We start from the raw sequence: 18,453 nt of genomic DNA, 5'->3' as shown, positions 1-18,453 counted from the left end.
CATTTTAAACAAAAAAATCCACAATTAGTGGATTTTATAGTTTTTTCATTGTTTGATAAATAGAAATTTGTGTTTGTTTTTCAAATGCTTGATCAATCGTTTTTTCTTCTGATTGGTTGTTTAGTATTTTACGATAGGTAACATACTTTGTTTTTAGCATTTCAACATCCACGTGTTTAGGATTTTCTTTATAATCTTCAAGTAAACTTAGGAACTCGACAATTTTTATAATCTCTTCTGTTGTATAGTGTTCATAATCAATAGGGTAATTCATTTTAGTCTCCGAATGAAATTCCGATTGATTTAGCTGCTTTGACTAATTGTCCATTAGGGTCTACGTATTTAGCCCCACCTTTACTAGTCTCACCAACTTCACCAGTCCCAACAACTTCTTCAAGTGGTACTGCACTAATTTCTCTACCACGGCAACGAACCATACTACCGGTTCCACCTTCCATGAGTAAATCAATTGCGGCAACACCAAATCTTAACCCAATTGAACGGTCAAATTGACTTGCAACGCCACCTCTTTGAATATAAGCTAAGTTTGAATAACGAACTTCATGATTCGTAATCATCGTTTGAAGTTGACGTGTAACAACATCTCCAATACCACCTAAACGGATAGTATCGGCAGAGTCTTTAACGATTTCTCTTACATGAACTTCACCGTCTTTAGGTTTAGCGCCTTCACTAACGACAATAATCGCAAAGCTTTTACCTTGTGCATCACGTTCTTTGATTTTTTGAATTATTTTATTAATATCATATGGAATTTCAGGGATTAAAATAACATCTGCACTCCCTGCAAGACCACCCTCAAGTGCTAACCAACCTGTATGGCGTCCCATGACTTCAACTACCATAATACGGTCATGAGAATAAGCGGTTGTATGAATCTTATCTAATGCATCTGTAATGGTTTCAAGTGATGTATTAAATCCGAAAGTAACATCAGTAGCTGGTAGATCGTTATCAATCGTTTTTGGTACACCTACTACAGAAATTCCACGACGATGAAAGTCTCTTGCACTAGTTAATGTTCCATCTCCACCAATAACAATTAATCCGTCAACGCCTTCTTTTTCTAAATTTTCAATAGCTACATGTGATACATCTTTATATTCATAAGACCCATCATCTTTTAAGATAGGGAAGTTGAATAAATTATCTTTATTGGAAGATTTTAAAATCGTTCCACCCTCATGCATAATCCCTGATACTGCCTTTAAGTCTAAAACTTGATAATCATTGTGATATAGACCTGAATAACCACGTTTATATCCGATTACCTCAATCCCATACTTATTAATTGCGGTTTTAGTAATGCCGTTAATAACCGCATTTAAACCACTACAGTCGCCTCCGCCTGTAATAATTCCTATTTTTTTAATTGGTTTCATATTTGCCTCCACTAGAAAATCTTTTGTATATCTATTATACTAGGATAACGATTTTCATACAATAGATATACAGGGTCTGAAAACGCTTTATATTTTAAATGATACCGGTTTCTATGTGATTATGTTAAAATTATTACGGTTAAAATCTAAAACGTTATTTGTTAGTGATTTAGATGATGATTTGTTATAATATTTTTAGGAGGGATCCTTATGTTAACGATGAAAGATATTATTAGAGAAGGACATCCAACGCTTACAAAAAAAGCACATGATGTTACACTACCTCTTAGTGATGAAGATAAAGAAATATTAAAAAATATGCGAGAATTTTTAATTAACTCTCAAGATGAAGAAATTGCAACAAAGTATGAACTAAGACCAGGTGTTGGTCTTGCGGCACCACAAATCAACATTTCTAAAAGAATGCTCGCAATTTATACGGTAGATGAAAATTTTGAAACGCTTCATGATTATTTAATGATTAACCCAAAACTCGTCTCCCATACTGAATTACTTACTTATATGCCTGGTGGTGAAGGATGTTTAAGTATTGACCGTGAAGTCGAAGGTTTAGTCCCACGTCATAAACGTGTCACTGTAAAAACACACTTATATGATGTCTTAACGGATACTTTACGTGAAGAAACTCTAAAACTAAAAGGATTCGTCTCAATCGTTTTTCAACATGAACTTGATCACTTAAATGGCGTTTTGTTCACAGAAAGAGTGACACCAACACTAGAAGGCGTTATGCCTGTTCAGTTTAAAACAATAGAAGAAAATAATGAGGAGGAAGCATAAAATGAAATTATTTATCGATTCAGCTAATGTAGAACACATTAGAGAAATTGCATCATTAGGTATCATTTCTGGGGTTACTACTAACCCAACACTCGTGGCTAAAGAAGGTAGAGACTTTAATGAAGTTATTAAAGAAATTACATCAATTGTTGATGGGCCAATAAGTGGAGAAGTTATTAGTTTAGACGCAGAAGGTATGATCAAAGAAGGTAGAGAAATTGCTAAAATCCATAAAAATATGATCGTTAAAATTCCAATGACAGCTGAGGGACTTAAAGCTGTTAAGCAGCTAGCAAGCGAAGGAATTAAAACGAATGTAACATTAATTTTCAGTACCAACCAAGCATTGTTTGCAGCCCTTGCAGGTGCATCATATGTTAGTCCATTCGTTGGCAGATTAGAAGATACACTACACGATGGTATTGAAGTTGTAGAACAAATTCGTGATATATTTGATATATATGGTTTAGATACAGAAATTATAAGTGCAAGCATTCGTTCACCAAAACAACTTCAAGATTCAGCTTTAGTTGGTGCTCATATTGCAACTGTACCTTATGAAGTTTTCAAAAAATCTTTAAAACATCCACTAACTGATACTGGTATTGCTTCATTCTTAGCAGACTGGGAAAAAGTCTTCGGAAAAAAATAAAATAATAAACAGATGCATATTATTTGCATCTGTTTATTTTTTTTGCAGTATAATATAAATACGGGGGTGTTTTTTATGAATTTATACGATTTTAAAGTAACTGATGTTAATGGGAAGGAAGTTTCACTAAAAGATTACCAAGGCTATGTTGTTTTAATTGTGAATACCGCATCAAGATGTGGCTATGCTAAGCAACTCGAAAGTTTAGAATCTTTTTATCAAGCGTATAAAGATCAAAAATTTGTTGTATTAGGATTTCCATCAAACCAATTTAAAAAACAAGAACCACTTGATTGCGATATTTTAGAAGAAACTTACGCTCAACAATTCGGTGTCACATTTCCACTGTTTGACAAAATTGAAGTTAAAGGAAAAACCATGCATCCGCTATATGAATGGTTGACCGGTGAAACCAAAGGGGTAATAACGAGTAAAATCAAATGGAATTTCACAAAATTCCTCATTAATCGCAAAGGAAATATTGTAGAGCGCTATGCGCCTAATGTTGAACCAGAGCTGTTTAGATATGACATAGAAGATTTACTATAAAGTGTGCAATCATTGTACACTTTTTTACTTTGTCTAAACGTGATAAAATAAACTATATCAATTTAACATAGGAGGCATTATATGTTTTGGATTGTGAACTTGATTACCTTAATCATTTCAACCTTAGGTTTAGGTTATTACTATGGTCATAGTGTTCAACCTTTTTGTAAACAAGCAAAATATAACGAAGATGCCTTTAAAAAATGTGGTGACTATAGACTTATTTCTGGCATATTCGAAATCATCATCTTTTTAAATTATTTAGTTTTCTTTATCGTAGAGATTCCAAGGTTGCCCAATATTTTTAATAATCAAAATTATGCCCACTTAATTGGGATGACTTTATTCATTTTCGGAATGATCATTATGCTTATTAGTATGCAGGTTGTAGGCTTAGAAGTAAATAAAAAGAAAAGTAAATTAACCATGTTAACAGGAATCTATAAATACATAAGACATCCTAAAACACTCGGAACCATGTTGGTTTGGTTTGGGGTCGCTACGGCTTCTAACCGTTTGTTTCTAGTGTTATTTACCATTATACTTTCATTGATTTATATCTATATAACCTATTTAGAAGAAGATGATTTAATGCTTAAATATGGTGATGATTATATCAAATACCGTGAAAATACAGGTAGATTTTTACCTAGATTTAAAAAATAGAACAACATTATTTATTGTTACGGATTTAAAAAACCCGTATAAATAATATCATTATGGTTCCTATTTGCAGCTATATTTCATTAATCTTATCCAATTGATAAAAGGACGCAACTTTTCATATATATGTGAATGGGGGGTTCGTTATGAAAAGGATTGTCTTAAGGTGGTCTGGCTTAATTTCTTTAGTATTGTTTGGTGGTACGACATTATTTTTTATTAATAATGTACAACTAGTACATGGTGAAGAACTTATTGTCATCGGTTTAATGTTAACGGCTATCTCAATCATCTTTATTATTATTTCATTCATTATTCCTAATGACAAGATTATCTGAGTGATCCATTTAACTAAACAAAATAAGTCAAATAAACTGGGAGACATTATGAAAGATATTATATTAAAGAGAAAATCGATAAGAACCTATAAAAAAGAAAGTTTGTCCGATATAGACATCACAAAAATACATGAATTAATAAAAAATATTGAATCTATAGCTGGTCCGTTTAATAATACTATCCAATTAAATTTTCATGAAAATCAATATATTGATGAAGAAAAGCCAAAAAAAATTGGGACTTATGGGTTTGTCAAAAATGCCAAAACATTTGTCTCAGGTAAAGTCAATCATTCTTATTTAGGTCTTATTGATTTTGGGTATTTATTTGAATACTTTATCTTAAAAGTTACCGAGATAAACCTAGGAACAGTATGGCTTGGTGGGACTTTTAACAGAAAATCATTTAATATACTCTTATCACCTCAAGAAGTTATTCCAGCAATAACCCCTATTGGTTATATAAATAATACACAATCATTTGTGGATAAAGTAATTAGAAAAAGTTCTAAAGGAGATAACCGATTATCATTTGATAGCTTATTCTTTCAAGAGAATTTTAATACACCACTTGATTACAAAAACAATGGTTTATGTGAGGCACTAAACTTAATCAGACTAGCGCCTTCTGCGTCTAACAAACAACCTTGGCGATTTTTAATTAAAGATCAAATGCTTCATGTTTATATAAAACGCACACCGAACTACGCAAAGGTACTTAAATATGATATCCAAGCTGTTGATATTGGTATTGCACTATGTCATACAGTGATTGCATTTAATTTATCCATTGAAACCCCTGAATTTTTGACTGCAAAACCGAATATAGAAACAGCTTTTGAGTATATTGCTTCTATAAAGTTACCGGATCATTTGATACAATAATCCGACATACAATATAAATATATCATACAAAAACACCTGCATATTTATTAAAATAAGCAGGTGTATTTTTTTATTCTCTAATAAATGTGGTTCACTTTATATAGATTTTTAATTTGATTGGTGTTTGGTGTTTATTACAAATGATAAGACCCAAAGTTACAGCGTCAATAAGATTGTTTTTTTTGAATATTCCTATAGTCACTGAGTTTTGTTTAAAGTAATAACAAGCTAACAGCTATGACAAACATTCCTGCTAACAAACCATAAATTACTTTATGATGTGAACCGTACTTTTCTGCAGTTGGAAGGAGTTCATCGAGTGCAATATAAACCATAATTCCACCGACACCTGCAAACACAATTCCAAATAATAGTTCACTCATAAATGCTTGTAAAATTAAGAATGCAACTAATGCCCCAATTGGTTCAGCAAGCCCTGATAAGAAAGACCACATAAATGCTTTCATTTTAGAACCTGTTGCATAGTAGATTGGTACACTAACTGCAATCCCTTCTGGGATATTATGTATAGCAACGGCAATCGCAATACTTACACCTAATGCAGGGTTTTCAAGTGCAGCTAAAAATGTTGCAATCCCTTCCGGAAAATTATGTAGTGTGATTGCGAGTGCAGTAAACACACCCATTCGCATTAATGATTTACTTTTTTTACGTTCTACTTCGTCTGGGGTTTCTTCCATTTCACTTGCATCACGAATTTCGTGTGGATTTGCGGCTTCAGGCACTAATCGATCAATGAGTGCTGTAAGTGCTATCCCACCAAAAAATGCAAATGTTGTAATGACGTAAGCACGTCCATTACTCATAGTTGCTTCTAAAGACTCTAATGCTTTTGGAAATATTTCTATAAAGGACAAGTAAATCATAACTCCTGCAGAAAATCCTAAAGCAATACTTAAAAATGTTTCATTAGTTTTTTTAGAATAAAATGCTATAAGGCTACCAATACCTGTTGATAATCCAGCAAATGTTGTTAATGCAAATGCAAATAATATTTCACCCGTTGTAAAATCCATAATACGCCTCCTTAGTTAACAGGTAATCCAAAAATGGATCCTGCGATTTGTTTAGTTATAGCATGTATTTCATCATCGTTTTTAATATAAATGATTCCCGCATAGTCGTCTTTTTTATCGATGAAAATTTCTGTATTTATCGTTATAGATAAATCATTTAGATAACTAAGTAAATCTTTATCATCTATGACTCTAGTAATTTTAAACCATCCTTTTTTACTAATCCAAAGGGATTGATCTTTATTCTTGTTGATGAATCCTTCTGCACTAGGTATAGGGTTTCCGTGCATACAATGTGTAGGTTTCCCTAAATATTCGTACAATCTATTTAAAACTTCTTCACTTGTAACGTGTTCGAGTTTTTCAGCTTCTTCATGCAATGCTTCCCAAGGAAGACCAAGTTTTTCCGCTAAAAATACTTCCCACACTCGGTGTGCTCTTATCAATCGAAGTGCTTCGCTTTTTCCTAGTGTTGTAAGTTTAATTCCTTTGTACGGGACATACTCAACAAAACCTTTTTTAGCCATACGTTTTATCATTTCGTTAATACTTTGCATGGTATAGTTAAAAGTTTTAGCTAAAACTGAACTTTTCACATATAATGAGTCGGTTTCATGAGAGAGTTCGTAAAGTATTTTCAAATAATCTTCTTCAGCAGAAAACATTTTGTCACCTCTTTTTTAAGGTATGCCTTAATATTATTTTAATGCTATCATTATATAATTGAATTGTCAATAATTATACATAAAAAAAGCGACATATTTTTAAATATATCGCTTTGTTTTTTTATAATGCTTCTGAAACAGTTTTTCCTTGCATATGTAGAACTAAATACTCTGGTCCTCCAGCTTTTGAATCTGTACCGCTCATGTTAAAGCCACCGAATGGTTGATACCCAACAATCGCTCCAGTACATTTACGGTTAAAGTATAAGTTTCCAACATGAAATTCTTCTCTAGCTTTTTCTAAATGCATACGGTTATTACTCCATACAGCACCAGTTAAACCGAATTCTGTGTTGTTTGCAACTTTAATCGCTTCATCAAAATCTTTCACTTTAGTTATTGCTAAAACAGGTCCAAAGATTTCTTCTTGCATGATGCGTGCATAGGGATCAACATCTACAATAACTGTAGGTTCAATAAACCAACCTTTTTTATCGTCTGTTTTTCCACCTGCTAGTAATCTACCTTCTTTTTTACCGATTTCGATATAATCACTAATATTTTTAAATGCTTTACCATCATTTACTGGTCCCATATACGTCTTTTCGTTTGTAGGATCTCCTACAATGATTTTTTCGGTACGAATTTTAATTTTCTCAATGATTTCATCATAAACTTTTTCATGAATAATTGCACGTGAACATGCGCTACATTTTTGTCCACTAAATCCGAAAGCACTTTGGACAATTGCATCAGCAGCATCATCTAGGTTTACACCTTCATCAATAACGATAGCGTCTTTTCCGCCCATTTCTGCAATAACACGTTTTAACCAAATTTGTCCTTCTTGCACTTTAGCAGCATTTTCATAAATACGACATCCAATTTCTTTACTTCCTGTAAAACTAATGAAACGTGTTTTTGGATGATTTACAAGGTGATCACCAATAATACTTCCTTTACCTGGTGTAAAATTAACGACCCCTTTAGGAAGACCAGCTTCTTCTAAAACCTCAACAAATTTATAAGCGATTACTTGTGTAGTTTCTGCTGGTTTTAGTAAGACGGTATTTCCACTAACTACTGCAGCAGTAGTCATTCCTACTAAAATAGCAAGTGGGAAGTTCCATGGGGTGATAATTGCCCCAACCCCAAGTGGAATATAATGATATTCATTGCGTTCAATGTTTCTTCTACTTAAGATTTTCTTATCAATTTCCGTCATCTCTAACATTTGGCGACCGTAATATTCTAAGAAATCAATGGCCTCTGCAGTATCTGCATCAGCTTCTGCGTAAGGTTTACCAGCTTCTTTTGTCATTAAAGCACTAAACTCAAACTTACGTCTTCTTAAAATACCTGCAGCTTTAAATAATACATCTGCACGTACTTTAGCTGGTACTTTCTTCCATGATTCAAATGCGGTTAGCGCACTCTCCATCGCGCGATCTACTTCTTGTAGACCTGCTTGATAAATCGTTCCAATAACTTCATCATGGTTAGATGGATTTTTAGAAATAGATGTTTTTGCGGTTTTAATACGCTCTCCATTAATAATGAGTGGGTACTCTTGACCTAAATAACCCTCTACGATTTCTAAACCTTTTTTAAATTTAATTACGTTTTCTTCTTTTGTAAAATCAATAAGCGGTTCTGTTTTGTAAGTATAAATTGCCATAATTTTGCTCCCTTCTAAACAACACTAGTTTCTATATCTTCTATTTCTGTACCATCAAATCTATCTAAAGATAAAGCATCCATAGGCATTGATGGTGTTTTTCCTAAAATTAATTCTGAAAGTAATAATCCTGTCATTGGTGCTAGCATAAATCCATGCCCACTAAATCCACAAGCAATGTAGAAGCCTTTTAGTTGCTTGGTATCACTGATAATTGGTTGATGATCAGGACTCATATTATAAAGACCACCCCATTGTCTTATAACACGTAAATTTCCAATCGGTGGTAGTAATGCGGTAACTGTTTTTGCCATTTCATCTAGAAACTGCCAACTTGATGTCATTGAATGCCCTTTAGGCATGTCTTTATCACCTCTACCCATTATAAAAGCTCCGTGTGGGGTTTGTTGGCAATAAATATTTTTAGAAAATGAAATAACCATTGGCCCTTGCATTCTTTCAACTGGTTCAGTTACTAGAATTTCATGATTTCTTGAATAGACTGGAATGTCTACACCGACCATTTCTCCGACTTCTTTTGACCAACCACCTGCAGCGTTTACGACTAAACGCGTTTCAATATCACCTTTATCCGTAAAAACCTTTGTAATTTCATTGTTTTTGGTTTGTATACCTGTGACTGTCGTGTAAGTATAAAAGGTTACACCTAAACGTTTTGCAGCTTTATAGTAAGCATCTGTCATGGTGAATGGATTTAAATGTCCATCTGTTTTACAAAACGTAGCGCTATGGACTTCGTCTATATTTAAATGTGGCACAATTTCTTTAGCTTCTTCTTTAGTTAAAACTTGTGATGGAATGCCTAAACTGTTTTGCAATGCAACATTTTTCTTAAATGTTTTGGCTTCTTCTTCATCACTTGCAATAACTAAATAGCCTTCTTGTTTAAATTCAACATCACCATCATATTGTAGAATTTCTTTTGCATTTTCAAAAAACTCAACACTTTTTTTAGCAAGTAAACAGTTCATTTTAGTGCCCCATTGTTGTCTAACACCTGCACCGCAGCGGCCAGTTGCACCACTTGTTAGATAAGATTTTTCTATTACAACAATATCCTTCATGCCTTGATTAGCTAAGTTATAAGCAATGCTACACCCGCTAATTCCTCCACCAATAATGACAATGTTTGCTTTATTTTTCATCATCAGCTTGCTCCTTTATGCTATTTAATTTAACCCCCATAGTGAAAGGACGCATATTATGAAAATGTACCTCTTCAAGTGGCTTATTAAAATATTTACTTATTTCCCACTGAACCATTTTTCCACAAGTATTGGCTTGGCATGGTCCCATGCCAACACGTTTAATACGTTTTAACTCTTCAAAAGTTTCATAACCTTGTTCAAATAAATCATATAAATCTTGCAAAGTTACATCTGAACAACGACAAATAATGACGTTTTTAGGATCCATGTTTCACCTCAATAGTCATCGCATCATATACAAATTCTTCTGGAATTTCCACATGAATAAGTGCGGTTTTATTTTGTTTTTCTGTTAAAACAACGCGTGTGATTAACCCTTTTGTAATAATTTCACCTGCACGATTCATTACATTTACTACTTCATCTTTATTAGGTAGTGGTGTAAACTCATAAGGCACCTTTAATAGTACCTTGCCATCTTTAATTTGTCTAACTGTAATGGCTAAACCGGGACAGTTATAAACACAGATTCCACATCCTGTACATGCGTCAAAATCAATTAATGGTCTTACATTAATATCTTCAGGAATAAAGATTGCATCAAAGGGACAACTCGTACTACATGGATTACAGGGTATTTCTTTATAGCATTCAATAATGGCTTTTGCTTTTACTAAAACGCTAGTTTCTGGGAACTCTTTTTTTATTTGATCTATTGTAGGGATGCCAGTCTTTTCAATCATAATGTAACCCCCAATTTTTCAATCCCTATACGGACTTTTACGCCGTGAGGACCGTTTCTTAAATTTACAAGATCTTGTCTTAACTGACTTAATCTTTCTTCTATTCTTTCAACTTTGTACCCACGTTTAATTGCGGCTTCAAATCCTGTTATACGCCCTGCAATCATCGCACTACTTGCTTCTTCAATCCCCGCAACATCCCCACAAGCATAGACATCACTGACTGTCGTTTCATATTTAAAGTTAATTTTCGGTACATTGCCACCAAGTTCACGGATATAAACCACTTCAGCGCCAACTTGTTGTAATAGCTCTGTTAAAGGCGCAAGACCTACTGCGATACAAATGGTATCGACTTCAAAAATTTCTTCAGTTCCAGGAATCCCTTGCCATGATTCATCGAGTTTCCAAATTTCAACTGCTTCAACACTTTCTTTACCAATTGCTTTTTTAACGCTTGTATTGGTTAATATTTCTACACCTAACCGTCTAATTTTAGAAGCATGAACTAAATACCCACCAATAGTGCTAGCAGCTTCAACCAACTTAACGACTTTTACTCCAGCTTGCATCAGTTGATAAGCTACAATTAAACCAATATTCCCACTACCTACCATAATCACTTTATGACCTGGTTTCACGCCGTAAACGTTCATCAATGTTTGAACAGCTCCAGCTGCATAAACGCCAGGAATATCATTATTTTCAAAAGGAAGTGCTTTTTCACTAGCACCAGATGCTACGATAATTGTTTGTGCCTTAATTTTAAAATACGTATCATGTTTCACACATGACACTACCTTATCTTCATATAAACCAACTACGGTTGTTTCTGTTAAAATTTCTAAATTCTTATGATGCTTAATGTCATCAACTAAAATATCTAAAATATCAATACCTCGTTTTGAGGCATGTTCTTTTTCACTTCCAAAAAACATATGGGTTTGTTTAGAAAGCTGTCCACCTAAAATATGACTACGGTCAATAATAAGTACCTTTCCACCAGCATCTAAAACACTTTTTGCAGCACTAAGTCCTGCAGGGCCAGCGCCAATGATTACAAATTCGGCTTGTCTCATTTAATTAGCCCCTTTCCTTCTTGTTTTTTCACATCCATATTATCTTCAAGTGGTGTGATACAAGTACGTACATTAGGAACGCCATTAACCACCATATTACAGGATGCACAGTTTCCTATCGCACAATAAAAGCCTCTAGGGCGTTTTAAGTGAATACTATCGCTTAAGGTTTTTACACCTTGAGCATGAAGTGCCGATGCAATCGTATCTCCTTCATACCCTGTAATTGCTTTTCCATTATAGTAAAACGTGATTTCTCTTTTCTTTTCAAAGCTTAAAATCGGATGCTTTTCAATACGCATAGCCCACCTCACGAGTTTTTATACGGTACTATTATATCATAAAGCGCTTACACTGCCAATTACACTTTTATAGTTTGAAATAACTATAAAAAAAGATTCAGTCAATATGACTGAATCTACGTGTTAATTATCTTAAATATTGTTTCAAATGCTTCGTTAAATGACTTGATTTTAGAGTTTAAGTAAAGTTTTCCTTTGTTTGTTATTGAATAGTATTTTCTTCTTTTGAGGTTTTCGCCTTCTTGCCAGTAAGAAGTAATATATTCTAATTGTTCTAACCTTTTAAAACTTGTATAAAGGGTTGCTTCTGTGAACATAAAAGCATCTTGGGTTAATTCTTGAATCTTATGATTTATTTCATAACCATAAGAATCTTTATGATTTAATAAAGACAGCAATATCATATCGGTATGTCCTCTTAGAATATCACCCATTAACTCCATGGATTACACCTCTTTATTTACAAATGGTTTTGGTAAAAATATGGAAATAATTAACTTAATCAAGCCTACAAAAATCATTACTAATACTGGCACCATAAACAGTGGACTCAAATAATGCCCGATGCGATCAATTGCATCAAACGTTATGAACATAATCATTGATAAACTAACCCATGTTATAAAACTCAATGTAATTGTCTTAGTTGCTCTAATCTTATTTAATAATCCTAACAAGATAACAATAAATAACTGTACTAAACCAAGTAACCCTAAAATACCTAAAAAATAGTAATCTATCGATAGTGATAATTTTATCAGCACTAAGATATAGACGCCTCTATCAATCGTATCAGGATCTAAAAAATACCATCCGTTTTCATGTTGGATGCGGAGAAACACTTCTAAAGGACTTAAAACTGTAAATAGTAATCCACCTAACAACATGAATGAAATGACTCTGTTCGTAAATTTTTTGTTTAATGTCACAATAAAATTACTTGTATGTCTATTTGATACATTATCATCTTTAACAGATAAATAGTCATAAGATGCTTTAATTTTACTTTGTGGTGAAGCAAGCCCAGTTTGTATACGGTAACGCATTAATAGTCGATCATAGATTAATTTAGCTATTAAAGCAAATATTATTATGCCAATCAAAAAAGATAATAGCGTAATAATAATATACCCACCAATTGATATATTGGTTGGATTAGTAATGGTTGAATTAGCTAATGTCATGAATACAGTCCATCCAGTAGTAATTGAAGAAAAAACTATCGCTAAATTAATGGTCCAAAACACAAAACAAGTCTTTAAGTAAGAAAATATTTTAGTTAAATAGATATTGTGTTTTTCAATATCTAGTTCTTCTTTTCTAGTATATTGTGCTTGTGCATAAAAATAATAGGCTGCTCCGCTAAAAAGTAAAATACTACTTAAGGTTAATACAAACCCTAATGTCGAATCGATAAACATTGCGATTACTGCAAAAATACTTAAAATTGCGGACACTATAAATGCAATGTCTGCCCAATCAGGTTTTATCTTATATAGTTCTGGAATATCGTCTTTTGATTTAAAACTTCCCATCGATTTAATCGCTTCAATATAAGCTTTTTGTTCATTATTCGTTTTTTCTAATAGTTCATAATATCGATCAATTAAATTACTTGTTACTTCTTCAATAATACTCTCAACGTCTTCTCTTGGATCAAATCTAAAATGATAACTAACATATTGCTTGATTTTTTCTTCCATAACACACCTCATACCTAATCTAGTTATGTATATGATAAATCACTATACCTAATCTGTCAAGGTATGGATATAAAAAAAGTGCATTTCGCACTTTTTTTATAAATCTTGTAATCTTTTAAACAATATGTTGTTTTCTAAATGAATATGTTGAAACATATCTTTTTCTAGCATTTCTAAGTATTCATATGTCTTTTCGTAAGTGCCACAAGTATCTTCAGGGACTGAGTAATCATTGGTTACATTTCTTAAAGATTTCAGTAAATCTCCAGCAGCAGCATGTTCACTTTCTAAATCATCAATCACTTTTTTAGCTTGTTCTAAATCGGCTGGTGACTTAGTATCTAAATAGCTATAAATGGCTGGATATTGAATAGTTTCTTCTTTTATTAAGTGTGCTTCTAGTTCTGTTTTTAACATATGGAAATCTTTATGTACTTTTGATAATTTAGGATGATGCATGCCGTGAACTCTTAATATTTTAGTAGTTAGTTCACTTAAAACAGGCAACATTTCATATAAAAACGCATGATGTGTATTAAGGATATGTTCAACTAAAAGATTTAAATCTGCTTTTGTCCAATCGGTATTTAATTGGTTTTTTGAATTATCATAAAGAGTATTTAAATCTTCTAATAAATCCTTAATATTGATTGGTTCGTTTTTTAATGCTTCTTCTAAACTGCGATACCCATTACAGCAGTAATCTATTTTATGTTGCTCAAATAGTTTTGCACTACTTGGAATACGCGTAACTATACTTCCTAATGTATCATTTGGTTTAATCATGATGTACCTCCTTTGTTTTGGTGATAACTACTTTATAAATATCTGGTCCTTCTTCTTTATATTCCCAGGTAAATGTGTCTTTATACTCTGCTTGAAACTGATAATATAAAGGTTTTGGATCGTGATCATTTATGAGTAACATACTTTCATTAACCTCTAATGAAAAGAATAATTTCATTATGGCTGGATGTTTTTCTTTAGGTATATATTTTGTTGCGTCAATTGTTTTCATTGTACACTCCTTTCTAACACTATCATTTTAAAAGGTTTCAGACTGCTTAACAACCGATATAGTAATAAGTATAATCAATGGCTTAAAGCCTAAAAAATGCACCCTTGTAAATAAAAAAAGACTACATTGTAGTCTTTAAGCTTAATTTAATCTCTTTTTTCACATACCATGCGGCTAGTTGGACTTGCACGATATAAGCAATAGCGATTATAAGTGCTATTTCAGGTCCCTGTTCATTAAAGACAGTTAAGGCAATTGCCAAAGCCAGTGACAGACTTCTTATCATAGTTCCGTTGATTAACGCGATTCTATCTGCTCTTTCAAATAAGTTTCTGCCAATAAAATCGATGGTTATTAACATCGTTAAATACCCTAACACAATTGGCACAAGAATATGTAATAATAAGTTTGGGTTAGCGATTAACATATTTGCACGTAAACTCATTACAATCCCAATTAAAACCACAACGGCTAACGTTGAAAAAAGTGGGAATATCGGTTTAATTTTGGTTATGAATTTTTGTTCACCAAATTGTTTTTTAAGTAGAGTTTGTGTTAAAAACCCTAACAACATAGGTAAAAATACAATGGCAATGATTTGTTGAATGATTTGGGTAAATGGAATATTTGCTGCCTCACCCATAAAAAAATTTAAGTATATGGGGGTTAATAATCCACCTAGAATAAGTCCAATGACAATCATTCTTATGGCTTCTTTAACATTACCATTTGCCATAACTGTCCATGAAACTGTCATACCAGATGTTGGTAGTAATGCAATTAATAAGATACCTAAACGGAAATTGTCATTAAACTTAAAAAATATGTAGCCAAACAAAACCGCTAAAAGTGGTAAATAGATAAAGTTAATGCACTGTGTCACGACTTGTAGCTTTAAGTTCCCTTTTTCTTTTAAGCTTTTAAAATTTAATGTGACCATCATTGGATAAACCATTAGAAATGATAAATAAGTTACCAGCCCTCTTAAACTTGATGTATCTATGAATGCCCCAACCAAAAACCCTATACTCATAGCGATTAAAATACTTAATACAATATGTCCTGAAATCCAATATAATAGTTTCATACAATCACTCCTGCTAAAAAATATTCTATGTTAAATATACGAATGATTCAACTATAATACCCTATAAGTTTGTGTGCAAACAAAAAGGAGACGACGTCTCCTTTTATTTTTTAGATTCTTTGCGGTATTTTTTAACCCAGTTTTTAAGTCTAGATAAACTAACAAGGTTTTCATCACATACTTGACGATACGTTTTTTTGCCTGATACGATTAATTGTACCATACGGTTTTTCTCTTCATCGGTAAACTTAGTAGACGCAAGTTTATTTGACATCTTCTTAGTTAATCCTTCTCTACCAAATAGTGTATAAAGTGCATACCAGTCTTCTATTGTTTCATGATATACATCAAATTCTTCTGATAAATCTTTATATGAGTGACCAGCCTCTTTTAGTAAACAAAGTTTGTATTTAAAATGGAAACTATAAGGTTTCGGTGGCATAGTCTTACGAATGTTTTGGTAAAGTGCTTTGCCCTCTAATGCCGCTTTTCCAATGACTTTTCCAATTTGATAGTACTTTTCATCTAGTCCGTAAATGATTGGATCTAAAATATTCATAGATGGAATGTTTTGATCGACAAACAAAGACTCTTCTACAAGTGTTTTTTTGACCTCACATATATAGAGATGATGACGTTTCACATGAACATGTTCGATTATTTCGACAATCAATGCGACTGGAAAGTCTTCAATATATGGTGTATTAAGCGCATATTGCGTGTCAAATAAAATCGACTTGTCAAAATCATCACTCGATACGGTTGCGCATAAATCTGCTTTATCAATCGAGGTTGTAGAAGGGATATTAATACTTACTCTTACGCCAACTTCAAGTTGTTTTTGCATGTGTTTTTTCTCATCTAACATGATGCTAATCATAGGTGGTGTCGTGCCCATTACCGAAAGATTACTTACTGTAGTATAAAATGTGCCTCCAGAATTACTTACCCCAAGTATTGTTAACGGTAAAGGGTAGATGAGTGGAATTTTAGGTATTGATTTTTTCATCATTTCACCCCCGTTTTATAAACTAATTATACCATTTTTTTTTGAATATCAAAGTAAATATACAAAATCAAGATGGGGGATACCACTAGAAGCAACTTTTAATAGGTAAGGGGTTATAAAAAAACAGCTTTTAAACATAAAAAAGCGCGTATTAACTATGCGCTCTTAGTTTTTGTATCCGTGTTTCAGTTTTTGGATGAGACAGTTTAAGTTTATGATATAGGGCATGAAACGATTGTTCAGTTTGTCTTTTATCAATGATTTCTAATGCACTTGCTAATGCTATAGCATAGCCTTTACTAGCCGCATAAGTATCCGCTTCATACTCTTGTTTATGTGCTAATTGGTAAAATAAAGTTTCAATTATATTTTCTAAAATATATATAAAGACACTTAACAAAGTTATATAGTTAATTAGGGTTGTATCTACACCTAATAACTGTATGAATGAAGTGTCAAAAATGACATAAGTTATCGCCAAATAACTAATAAATACAGCGATTAAAACGAATAGACGTTCTAATAAATGTTTATGAAAATAATGACCAATCTCATGGGTAATAATTGCTTGAACTTGCTTACTGTTTAATCCACCTAATAAAGAAGGTGTTAATAAAACTTTTTTTGTCTTAAATACCCCCATCAAAAGGGCATTCATAGGTAAATACAACTTTTTACTCTGAATTATATAGAGTTGATTTTGTAAATTAGGTTCCATGTGATAGAGTGTTTGATCAAATGGCATCTCATATGGAATTTGCTTAAAGAAATAAAATGCTAGCCATTTAAATACAATAATGTAGAGTAAAATAGATAATATAATTAAAACGCCAAATAAAACAAAATAAGTCTGCCATGACGCGTTAATAAACAATGTCGTAATTAAAAAAGCCATGCCTAAATAAACAATGAACTGTTTATAGAAAAATCTTATGGATGCTTGTTTAAATCGTTTAAACATAGACTTATGCGGCGAATTAAACCCTGTCTCAATTATAATAAGTAAAAAGGTTACACTAATTACGCCAATCACTAAGTTCAATCGCTCAATCGGTCCATTAAATAAAAACAAGACCGCAAATACAATAAAAAACATAGTAAAACGAATCAGACCGTTTTTGATCCAATTACGTCTTATACTTTTTGAATTTGAAACCGTCATATTCAAGCCATCTAAAAATGAGTTGAATAGTAAAACGATTCCAAAAACCATTAATAATATAAACCTAGCAATCATAATTTACCTTCTATTCACCAATGATTTTTATTAAAACTCTTTTCCTTCTCAATCCATCGAATTCACCGTAAAAAATTTGCTCCCATGGGCCAAAGTCTAATGCTCCATCTGTAACTGCAACCACAACTTCTCTTCCCATAATCGTACGTTTTAAATGGGCATCCGCATTGTCTTCATATGTATTATGTTTATATTGATTATAAGGCTTCTCAGGTGCTAAACGCTCTAAAAACACTTCAAAATCTTGATGCAATCCTCGTTCGTCATCATTAATAAAGACACTTGCAGTAATATGCATTGCGTTACATAATAAAAACCCTTCTTTAATGCCACTTTCTTTTAGACAACGTTCGACATCATGCGTAATATTAAGAAGTTCTCTTCTTTTCGTTGTTTCAAACCATAACTCTTTACGATATGATTTCATTAAATCAC

At 32.6% G+C, this 18,453-nt stretch carries 24 protein-coding genes; 6 read left to right on the top strand and 18 right to left on the bottom strand.

Annotated elements, in window-relative coordinates:
• Nucleotides 1–34 precede the first annotated feature (34 nt).
• Together ACHAJD_RS01220 and ACHAJD_RS01215 are read right to left on the bottom strand one after the other, a co-directional pair.
• Nucleotides 35–274 carry a UPF0223 family protein gene (locus ACHAJD_RS01220; RefSeq protein ID WP_435584024.1) on the bottom strand — a complete coding sequence of 80 codons (240 nt, stop codon included), beginning with the start codon at nt 272–274 and terminating at the stop codon, nt 35–37.
• Nucleotide 275: 1 nt separating this feature from the next.
• Nucleotides 276–1,403, bottom strand: coding sequence for a 6-phosphofructokinase (locus ACHAJD_RS01215; protein ID WP_435584023.1), 1,128 nt, complete (start codon nt 1,401–1,403; stop codon nt 276–278).
• A 210-nt stretch (nt 1,404–1,613) separates the two neighbouring features.
• Here ACHAJD_RS01215 and def point away from each other — a divergent pair, with 210 nt between their 5' ends.
• The 6 genes from def (at nt 1,614) to ACHAJD_RS01185 (ending at nt 5,291) form a co-directional block, all read left to right on the top strand.
• Entirely contained in the window at nt 1,614–2,204 is a 591-nt protein-coding gene (gene def / locus ACHAJD_RS01210; RefSeq protein WP_435584022.1) for a peptide deformylase, read from the top strand.
• A 1-nt stretch (nt 2,205) separates the two neighbouring features.
• Nucleotides 2,206–2,856, top strand: a complete 651-nt coding sequence (gene fsa, locus ACHAJD_RS01205) for a fructose-6-phosphate aldolase (RefSeq protein WP_435584021.1) — start codon at nt 2,206–2,208, stop codon at nt 2,854–2,856.
• A gap of 75 nt (nt 2,857–2,931) precedes the next feature.
• Nucleotides 2,932–3,405 carry a glutathione peroxidase gene (locus ACHAJD_RS01200; protein WP_435584020.1) on the top strand — a complete coding sequence of 158 codons (474 nt, stop codon included), beginning with the start codon at nt 2,932–2,934 and terminating at the stop codon, nt 3,403–3,405.
• An 81-nt stretch (nt 3,406–3,486) separates the two neighbouring features.
• Nucleotides 3,487–4,071 (top strand): methyltransferase family protein, encoded by a 585-nt coding sequence (locus ACHAJD_RS01195; protein WP_435584019.1) that lies wholly within the window; start codon nt 3,487–3,489, stop codon nt 4,069–4,071.
• Between the two features lie 143 nt (nt 4,072–4,214).
• A complete protein-coding gene (locus ACHAJD_RS01190; RefSeq protein WP_435584018.1) occupies nt 4,215–4,406 on the top strand; it encodes a hypothetical protein in 192 nt (63 codons plus the stop codon).
• Nucleotides 4,407–4,454: 48 nt separating this feature from the next.
• Nucleotides 4,455–5,291 (top strand): nitroreductase family protein, encoded by an 837-nt coding sequence (locus ACHAJD_RS01185; RefSeq protein ID WP_435584017.1) that lies wholly within the window; start codon nt 4,455–4,457, stop codon nt 5,289–5,291.
• A 212-nt stretch (nt 5,292–5,503) separates the two neighbouring features.
• On the opposite strand, the gene zupT is transcribed toward ACHAJD_RS01185, so the two are convergent.
• The 16 genes from zupT to ACHAJD_RS01105 all read right to left on the bottom strand — a co-directional run bounded on the left by zupT (nt 5,504) and on the right by ACHAJD_RS01105 (nt 18,445).
• A complete protein-coding gene (gene zupT, locus ACHAJD_RS01180) occupies nt 5,504–6,328 on the bottom strand; it encodes a zinc transporter ZupT (RefSeq protein WP_435584016.1) in 825 nt (274 codons plus the stop codon).
• 11 nt (nt 6,329–6,339) lie between these two features.
• Nucleotides 6,340–6,993, bottom strand: a complete 654-nt coding sequence (locus ACHAJD_RS01175) for a metal-dependent transcriptional regulator (protein ID WP_435584015.1) — start codon at nt 6,991–6,993, stop codon at nt 6,340–6,342.
• Between the two features lie 121 nt (nt 6,994–7,114).
• The gene (gene pruA / locus ACHAJD_RS01170) at nt 7,115–8,671 is read right to left on the bottom strand and encodes an L-glutamate gamma-semialdehyde dehydrogenase (protein WP_435584014.1); all 1,557 of its coding nucleotides are present in this window, start codon (nt 8,669–8,671) and stop codon (nt 7,115–7,117) included.
• 14 nt (nt 8,672–8,685) lie between these two features.
• Nucleotides 8,686–9,837 (bottom strand): NAD(P)/FAD-dependent oxidoreductase, encoded by a 1,152-nt coding sequence (locus ACHAJD_RS01165; protein WP_435584078.1) that lies wholly within the window; start codon nt 9,835–9,837, stop codon nt 8,686–8,688.
• Complete coding sequence (locus tag ACHAJD_RS01160; RefSeq protein WP_435584013.1) at nt 9,827–10,108, bottom strand: (2Fe-2S)-binding protein; 282 nt, start codon at nt 10,106–10,108, stop codon at nt 9,827–9,829. Before ACHAJD_RS01160 ends, ACHAJD_RS01165 begins: the two co-directional genes overlap by 11 nt.
• Nucleotides 10,098–10,583, bottom strand: a complete 486-nt coding sequence (locus ACHAJD_RS01155; protein ID WP_435584012.1) for a 4Fe-4S binding protein — start codon at nt 10,581–10,583, stop codon at nt 10,098–10,100. Before ACHAJD_RS01155 ends, ACHAJD_RS01160 begins: the two co-directional genes overlap by 11 nt.
• Nucleotides 10,580–11,662: an NAD(P)/FAD-dependent oxidoreductase gene (locus ACHAJD_RS01150; RefSeq protein WP_435584011.1), complete on the bottom strand. Its 1,083-nt coding sequence runs from the start codon at nt 11,660–11,662 to the stop codon at nt 10,580–10,582. Before ACHAJD_RS01150 ends, ACHAJD_RS01155 begins: the two co-directional genes overlap by 4 nt.
• Entirely contained in the window at nt 11,659–11,964 is a 306-nt protein-coding gene (locus ACHAJD_RS01145) for a (2Fe-2S)-binding protein (protein WP_435584010.1), read from the bottom strand. Before ACHAJD_RS01145 ends, ACHAJD_RS01150 begins: the two co-directional genes overlap by 4 nt.
• A 116-nt stretch (nt 11,965–12,080) precedes the next feature.
• The gene (locus ACHAJD_RS01140) at nt 12,081–12,407 is read right to left on the bottom strand and encodes a PadR family transcriptional regulator (RefSeq protein ID WP_435584009.1); all 327 of its coding nucleotides are present in this window, start codon (nt 12,405–12,407) and stop codon (nt 12,081–12,083) included.
• Between the two features lie 3 nt (nt 12,408–12,410).
• Nucleotides 12,411–13,667, bottom strand: a complete 1,257-nt coding sequence (locus tag ACHAJD_RS01135) for a hypothetical protein (RefSeq protein ID WP_435584008.1) — start codon at nt 13,665–13,667, stop codon at nt 12,411–12,413.
• 96 nt (nt 13,668–13,763) lie between these two features.
• On the bottom strand, nt 13,764–14,453 hold the full coding sequence (gene ric / locus ACHAJD_RS01130) for an iron-sulfur cluster repair di-iron protein (protein ID WP_435584007.1): 690 nt from the start codon (nt 14,451–14,453) through the stop codon (nt 13,764–13,766).
• Nucleotides 14,446–14,685 (bottom strand): DUF2249 domain-containing protein, encoded by a 240-nt coding sequence (locus tag ACHAJD_RS01125; protein WP_435584006.1) that lies wholly within the window; start codon nt 14,683–14,685, stop codon nt 14,446–14,448. The genes ric and ACHAJD_RS01125 overlap by 8 nt, the downstream gene beginning before the upstream one ends.
• Before the next feature lie 121 nt (nt 14,686–14,806).
• On the bottom strand, nt 14,807–15,772 hold the full coding sequence (locus tag ACHAJD_RS01120) for an arsenic resistance protein (RefSeq protein WP_435584005.1): 966 nt from the start codon (nt 15,770–15,772) through the stop codon (nt 14,807–14,809).
• Between the two features lie 103 nt (nt 15,773–15,875).
• Nucleotides 15,876–16,781, bottom strand: a complete 906-nt coding sequence (locus ACHAJD_RS01115) for a flavin reductase (RefSeq protein WP_435584004.1) — start codon at nt 16,779–16,781, stop codon at nt 15,876–15,878.
• A 151-nt stretch (nt 16,782–16,932) separates the two neighbouring features.
• Nucleotides 16,933–18,018, bottom strand: a complete 1,086-nt coding sequence (locus tag ACHAJD_RS01110) for a M48 family metallopeptidase (RefSeq protein ID WP_435584003.1) — start codon at nt 18,016–18,018, stop codon at nt 16,933–16,935.
• A 10-nt stretch (nt 18,019–18,028) separates the two neighbouring features.
• Nucleotides 18,029–18,445, bottom strand: coding sequence for a secondary thiamine-phosphate synthase enzyme YjbQ (locus ACHAJD_RS01105; RefSeq protein ID WP_435584002.1), 417 nt, complete (start codon nt 18,443–18,445; stop codon nt 18,029–18,031).
• Nucleotides 18,446–18,453: the final 8 nt, after the last annotated feature.

It is taken from the genome of Liberiplasma polymorphum, assembly GCF_043951795.1.
GTDB lineage: Bacteria > Bacillota_I > Bacilli_A > Izemoplasmatales > Izemoplasmataceae > Liberiplasma > Liberiplasma polymorphum.
The sequence above is the reverse complement of the archived record's forward strand: the minus strand, read 5'-3'. Positions and strand labels throughout refer to the sequence as shown.

What these genes read in the sequence shown, in the direction of transcription:
- ACHAJD_RS01145 (WP_435584010.1), bottom strand. Translation starts at nt 11,964, where the DNA reads ATGCGTATTGAAAAGCATCCGATTTTAAGCTTTGAAAAGAAAAGAGAA.
- ACHAJD_RS01155 (WP_435584012.1), bottom strand. Translation starts at nt 10,583, where the DNA reads ATGATTGAAAAGACTGGCATCCCTACAATAGATCAAATAAAAAAAGAG.
- pruA (WP_435584014.1), bottom strand. Translation starts at nt 8,671, where the DNA reads ATGGCAATTTATACTTACAAAACAGAACCGCTTATTGATTTTACAAAA.
- ACHAJD_RS01185 (WP_435584017.1), top strand. Translation starts at nt 4,455, where the DNA reads ATGAAAGATATTATATTAAAGAGAAAATCGATAAGAACCTATAAAAAA.
- ACHAJD_RS01165 (WP_435584078.1), bottom strand. Translation starts at nt 9,837, where the DNA reads ATGAAAAATAAAGCAAACATTGTCATTATTGGTGGAGGAATTAGCGGG.
- zupT (WP_435584016.1), bottom strand. Translation starts at nt 6,328, where the DNA reads ATGGATTTTACAACGGGTGAAATATTATTTGCATTTGCATTAACAACA.
- ACHAJD_RS01150 (WP_435584011.1), bottom strand. Translation starts at nt 11,662, where the DNA reads ATGAGACAAGCCGAATTTGTAATCATTGGCGCTGGCCCTGCAGGACTT.
- ACHAJD_RS01120 (WP_435584005.1), bottom strand. Translation starts at nt 15,772, where the DNA reads ATGAAACTATTATATTGGATTTCAGGACATATTGTATTAAGTATTTTA.
- ACHAJD_RS01105 (WP_435584002.1), bottom strand. Translation starts at nt 18,445, where the DNA reads ATGAAATCATATCGTAAAGAGTTATGGTTTGAAACAACGAAAAGAAGA.
- ACHAJD_RS01135 (WP_435584008.1), bottom strand. Translation starts at nt 13,667, where the DNA reads ATGGAAGAAAAAATCAAGCAATATGTTAGTTATCATTTTAGATTTGAT.
- ACHAJD_RS01115 (WP_435584004.1), bottom strand. Translation starts at nt 16,781, where the DNA reads ATGAAAAAATCAATACCTAAAATTCCACTCATCTACCCTTTACCGTTA.
- fsa (WP_435584021.1), top strand. Translation starts at nt 2,206, where the DNA reads ATGAAATTATTTATCGATTCAGCTAATGTAGAACACATTAGAGAAATT.
- ACHAJD_RS01125 (WP_435584006.1), bottom strand. Translation starts at nt 14,685, where the DNA reads ATGAAAACAATTGACGCAACAAAATATATACCTAAAGAAAAACATCCA.
- ric (WP_435584007.1), bottom strand. Translation starts at nt 14,453, where the DNA reads ATGATTAAACCAAATGATACATTAGGAAGTATAGTTACGCGTATTCCA.
- ACHAJD_RS01200 (WP_435584020.1), top strand. Translation starts at nt 2,932, where the DNA reads ATGAATTTATACGATTTTAAAGTAACTGATGTTAATGGGAAGGAAGTT.
- ACHAJD_RS01220 (WP_435584024.1), bottom strand. Translation starts at nt 274, where the DNA reads ATGAATTACCCTATTGATTATGAACACTATACAACAGAAGAGATTATA.
- def (WP_435584022.1), top strand. Translation starts at nt 1,614, where the DNA reads ATGTTAACGATGAAAGATATTATTAGAGAAGGACATCCAACGCTTACA.
- ACHAJD_RS01110 (WP_435584003.1), bottom strand. Translation starts at nt 18,018, where the DNA reads ATGATTGCTAGGTTTATATTATTAATGGTTTTTGGAATCGTTTTACTA.
- ACHAJD_RS01160 (WP_435584013.1), bottom strand. Translation starts at nt 10,108, where the DNA reads ATGGATCCTAAAAACGTCATTATTTGTCGTTGTTCAGATGTAACTTTG.
- ACHAJD_RS01190 (WP_435584018.1), top strand. Translation starts at nt 4,215, where the DNA reads ATGAAAAGGATTGTCTTAAGGTGGTCTGGCTTAATTTCTTTAGTATTG.
- ACHAJD_RS01175 (WP_435584015.1), bottom strand. Translation starts at nt 6,993, where the DNA reads ATGTTTTCTGCTGAAGAAGATTATTTGAAAATACTTTACGAACTCTCT.
- ACHAJD_RS01195 (WP_435584019.1), top strand. Translation starts at nt 3,487, where the DNA reads ATGTTTTGGATTGTGAACTTGATTACCTTAATCATTTCAACCTTAGGT.
- ACHAJD_RS01140 (WP_435584009.1), bottom strand. Translation starts at nt 12,407, where the DNA reads ATGGAGTTAATGGGTGATATTCTAAGAGGACATACCGATATGATATTG.
- ACHAJD_RS01215 (WP_435584023.1), bottom strand. Translation starts at nt 1,403, where the DNA reads ATGAAACCAATTAAAAAAATAGGAATTATTACAGGCGGAGGCGACTGT.